This window comes from Actinotalea lenta, assembly GCF_030586465.1.
Taxonomy (GTDB): Bacteria; Actinomycetota; Actinomycetes; order Actinomycetales; family Cellulomonadaceae; genus Actinotalea; species Actinotalea lenta.
Genome location: NZ_JAUQYP010000001.1, coordinates 1,211,338 through 1,216,006 on the forward strand (window position 1 = coordinate 1,211,338; position 4,669 = coordinate 1,216,006).

General features: G+C 75.2%; 3 protein-coding genes and 1 pseudogene. 3 read left to right on the forward strand and 1 reads right to left on the reverse strand.

Annotation, left to right across the window (positions count from 1 at the left end; genetic code table 11):
• The 3 genes and pseudogenes from Q6348_RS05685 to Q6348_RS05695 form a co-directional block, all read left to right on the forward strand.
• Nucleotides 1-459 (forward strand): zinc-binding dehydrogenase (locus Q6348_RS05685; protein ID WP_304600330.1); only part of this gene is annotated, 459 nt, incomplete at its 5' end.
• A gap of 630 nt (nt 460-1,089) precedes the next feature.
• Nucleotides 1,090-3,204: pseudogene (locus Q6348_RS05690) on the forward strand (DEAD/DEAH box helicase); the annotation flags it as partial.
• A 42-nt stretch (nt 3,205-3,246) separates the two neighbouring features.
• The gene (locus tag Q6348_RS05695; protein WP_304600332.1) at nt 3,247-4,368 is read left to right on the forward strand and encodes an FAD-dependent oxidoreductase; all 1,122 of its coding nucleotides are present in this window, start codon (nt 3,247-3,249) and stop codon (nt 4,366-4,368) included.
• Between the two features lie 104 nt (nt 4,369-4,472).
• Here Q6348_RS05695 and Q6348_RS05700 read toward each other — a convergent pair.
• Nucleotides 4,473-4,669: hypothetical protein (locus Q6348_RS05700; RefSeq protein ID WP_304600333.1), on the reverse strand; the 197-nt coding region annotated here is incomplete at its 5' end.

The following is a 4,669-nucleotide window of genomic DNA, read 5'->3' on the forward strand; positions in this document are numbered from 1 at the left end:
GGCTACGTGATCCAGCTCGCCAAGGCCGACGGGATCACCGTCGTCGCCGACGCGGCCGCGAAGGACCGTGAACTGGTCGAGCGGCTCGGAGCGGACGTGGTCCTGCCGCGCGGCGAGGGGTTCAGCGAGGCGGTCCGTGAGCGATACCCCGACGGCGTCGACGGTCTGGCCGACGGCGCCGTGCTCAACGCGGCCGCGCTGCCCGCGGTCAAGGACGGCGGTCGGATGGCGACGGTGCGCGGCTGGGACGGCGGCGGCCGGGACCGCGTCACCGTCGTCCCGGTGAGGGTGTTCGCGCACGCGCTCGAGTGGGAGGCCCTGGACCGGCTACGTCTGCAGGTCGAGGAGGGCGTCCTGACTCTGCGCGTGGCCGATGTCCTGCCCGCCACCCAGGCAGGCGAGGCGCACCGGCGACTGGAAGCGGGTGGCGTGCGGGGCCGGCTGGTTCTGCAGTTCTGAGAACGCCCGGCACGCGTCGCACCCCCCCGAACCCCGGCCTGGACCCGACGCGGCGCGGGCACGCCCACCCGGGCGGTACGCTGCTGGTGCCTCGATGCTCGTGCGCGGCCTCGCCCGGCCGCCACGGCTCACGGAGATGCTCGTCGGCGTATCACGCTCGACCTGAGCACGCGCCGCGCGCGATGCGGACGGGTTCGCTGTGCGACGTCCCGGGTGGAGCGCCCCTCGCGGGACGCTCGCCGCGTGGCTCGGAGCGCCGACCGGGTTCGTCCCGGGCGCGCTGCCCGGCGCGGTGCGCCCGCGTCGCGGTGCGGTCGAACGGCGCTCGGGGGCGCCCGTGCGGCTGGACGGCGGCACGGGGCAAGGCCCCGCGGTGGCATGGCGCTGCGGCGGGATGAAGGAGGAGACGTGGCAGGAGCTGGCCGACGGCGATCCGGTCGTGCACGCCCTGAGGGCGGCGACGCCGGCCGCGGGTCGGGCTCACAGGGCGGCGGTTCAGGATCGCGCGGGGGCGGTGGATCGCGCGGGGGCGGCGGGTCGCGCGGCGGGTCTGGATCGTCGCGCGGTGGGTCAGGCTCGCAGCGAGGCACCGGTTCGCAACGCGGCGGTTCCGGGTCGCAACGCTCGGGCAGCGGAGCCTCCCGCGGCACCGCGGGCTCGCAGCGCACGCGGCCCCCGCGCCCCCACGAGGAAGGCCTCCTCCCCGTCCTCGCACGCGTGGCCCGCGAGGTCGACAACGCGGTGCGGCAGCCGCCCACCCGGCCGTCGGTACGCACGAAGTTCCAGGTCGTGGCCCTGCTGGTGCGCCAGGAGCGGGCCCGCGTGATGGCCGACCGCGACCTCACGGAGTCGGCCCGGACCCAACAGCTCAAGCGCCTCGACGGCGTCGCGACGCAGCTCGCCAAGATCGCCGCCCGGGACACCTCGCTCCTCCAGCTGCTCGCGGAGGACGCCCAGGTCTCCGACGCGGCGCGCGACTTCACGGCCACCGTGCTCCGCGCGGCCGGCCGGGAGGCGCCCGAGGAGCCTGAGCCCGCCCCGCCCCCCGCGCCCGACCCCGCCACGGAGCGCCAGGTGGTGCCCGCGTCGGTGCTCGCGCGCCAGCGGTCGAACCCGTTCCTCGCCCCGGACTTCGAGGCGGCCGCGAAGCTCGCCAGCCCCAAGGCCCAGCGACTGGCCGGCTGGGAGCTCCTCGAGCCGCTCTTCCGGTCCTTCGAGTACGCCGGTGCGGGCGCGCCCGCCTGCATGTCGCTGCCCGACGACGGCCCCTCCGCCGCGCCGGGCGGCCGCGAGCTCATGCCGCACCAGGCCCAGGTCGTCGAGGCCGCCGCCCGGGGGCACCGCACGTTCCTGCTCGCCGACGAGCCGGGTCTCGGCAAGACCGCCCAGGCCCTGCTGGCGGCCCGCGCGGCGGACGCCTACCCGCTGCTGGTCGTGGCACCCAACGTCGTCAAGGCGAACTGGGCGCACGAGGTCGGGATGTGGACGCCCCAGCGGCGCGCGACCGTCGTGCACGGCGACGGGGAGCAGGTCGACGGGTTCGCGGACGTCGTGATCATGAACTACGAGCTGCTGGACCGACACGTCGGTTGGCTCGGCAGCCTGGGCTTCCGCGGGATGGTCGTCGACGAGGCCCACTTCATCAAGAACAAGCGCTCGCAGCGCTCCCAGCACGTCCTGGCCACCGCGGACCGGATCCGCTCCCGCACGATCAACCCGCTGATGATGGCGCTCACCGGGACCCCGCTCATCAACGACATCGAGGACTTCCGGGCCATCTGGCAGTTCCTGGGCTGGATCGACGAGAAGAAGCCGCTCGGCCCGCTCCAGGCCGCCCTCGAGGAGACCGGCCTCACCCCCGCCGACCCGGGGTTCTACGCCGCCGCGCGCAGCAGCGTGATCGACCTGGGTATCGTCCGGCGCCGCAAGGTGGACGTCGCGGCGGACATCCCAGCGCGCCGCGTCGCCGACCTGCCGGTCGAGCTCGACGACGCGGCCGGCCGTTCGATCCGCGCCGCCGAGGAAGCCCTGGCCCGCAGGCTCGTCGGCCGCTACCGGTCCGCCCTCGAGGCGCGGGGCGACGTGACCGAGCCTGAGGGGATCGACCTCGACCTGGCCCGCAAGGTCGCGGCCGGTGAGCTCAAGGACTCCAGCGAGCGCGGCGGTGGTGAGAACGTCTTCACCATGGTCCGGCTCATCGGCCAGGCCAAGGCGGGGGCGGCCGCGGACTACGCCGCCCAGCTGGTCCGCAACGTCGGCAAGGTCGTCTTCTTCGCCAAGCACATCGACGTCATGGACCAGGCCGAGCAGACCTTCGCCGACCGCGGCCTGCGGTATGCCTCCATCCGCGGGGACCAGACGGGCAAGGTGCGCGAGAAGAACATCGCCGCGTTCAACGACGACCCCGACGTCGCGATCGCGGTGTGCTCGCTCACGGCTGCCGGAGTCGGCATCAACCTCCAGGTCGCCTCCAACCTGGTGCTGGCCGAGCTGTCGTGGACCGACGCCGAGCAGACCCAGGCCATCGACCGGGTGCACCGCATCGGCCAGTCCGAGCCCGTCACCGCGTGGCGGATCATCGCTGCGCAGACCATCGACGCGAAGATCGCGGAGCTGATCGACAGCAAGTCGGGCCTGGCGGCCCGCGCGCTGGACGGCGCCGCGGAGGAGGACGTCCCCTCGTCCTCGGACGTCCAGCTCGACGCCCTGGTCGCCCTTCTCACCGACGCGCTCGCGGCGAGCTGACGCGCCGGGAAGACTCCGCCCGACCCGCGGTGTTCCCCGGACGTGCCGCCGATCCTGCAGTCCGTCGTGGTGGGCGCCGGCCAGGCCGGGCTGTCCGCCGCGTACCACCTGCTGCGCCTGGGCCTTCGGGCGTGGGAGGACGTCGTCGTGCTGGACGCCAACCCCGCACCGGGCGGTGCGTGGCAGCACCGGTGGGACACGCTGACCATGGCCGACGTGCACGGCGTCGCGGCCCTCCCGGACGACGCCGCCGCGCCGACCTCGGGTGAGCGCGCGAACGTCGTCGTCCCGGCGGTGTTCGCCGACTACGAGCGGCGTGCGCGGCTTCCCGTGCTCCGGCCCGTACGGGTCGAGCGTGTCGACGGCGACGGCGACGGCGACGGCGACGGCGACGGCGACGGTGGCGTGCTCCGCGTCACGGGGGCCGGTCGCACGTGGTCCACCCGCACGCTCGTCAACGCGACCGGTACCTGGGGCCGCCCGTTCATCCCGCACTACCCGGGTGCGGAGACGTTCACCGGGCGTCAGCTGCACACCCAGGGCTACCGCGGCCCGGACGAGCTCGCAGGGCAGCACGTCGTCGTGGTCGGCGGGGGGCTCTCCGCGGTGCAGATCCTCGCGGAGATCAGCGAGGTCGCGACCACCACGTGGGTCACGCGGCGTGAACCGGTCTGGCGGACCACGCCCTTCACACCTGCCGAGGGGCGTGCCGCCGTCGCGCTCGTCGAGGACCGCGTGCGGCAGGGCCTACCGCCGCAGAGCGTCGTCAGCGTCACGGGCCTCATGCTGCGCGACCAGGAACGCCCCGCCGCCGAGCGCGGCGTCTACCGGCGCCTGCCCATGTTCGAGCACCTCGAGCCGGACGGCGTGGTGTGGGCGGACGGCGCGCGGCAGCGCGCGGACGTGATCCTGTGGGCCACGGGCTTCCGGCCCGACGTCGCCCACCTCGCACCCCTGCGCCTGCGCAGCGAGCACGGCGGCATCCAGCTCGACGGCACGACCGCGGTCCGCGACCCGCGCGTCCAGCTCGTCGGCTACGGGCCGAGCGCGAGCACCATCGGGGCGAACCGCGCCGGTCGGGTCGCGGCCCGCGGAGTGATGCGGTGGTTGGAGCGCTCTGCCGGTACGACCCGCGCTGCAGCTGGTGAGCCGTGGCGGGACTGACCGCAGGCTCCCTCCCTGCACCATCCGCACGATCCGACACGAGGGCCTCCCGCCGGTGCCGGCGAGAGGCCCTCGGGTGCTGCCCAGGGCGCGTCCGTGGGCGATCAGGCCGACATGCCGCCGCCGAACCCGCGGCCGAACCCGCCGCCGAACCCGCCGCCGTGCCGGCCCATGCCCGGCCCGCCCATGCCGATCGGGTCCCCGGCCGCGTGGGCGGCGAGCATCGCGTCGGCCTCGGACTGGGTCAGGGTTCCGGCGGCCACCCGCTCCGCGAGCATCTCCTGCAGCGCCGCCGTGCGCT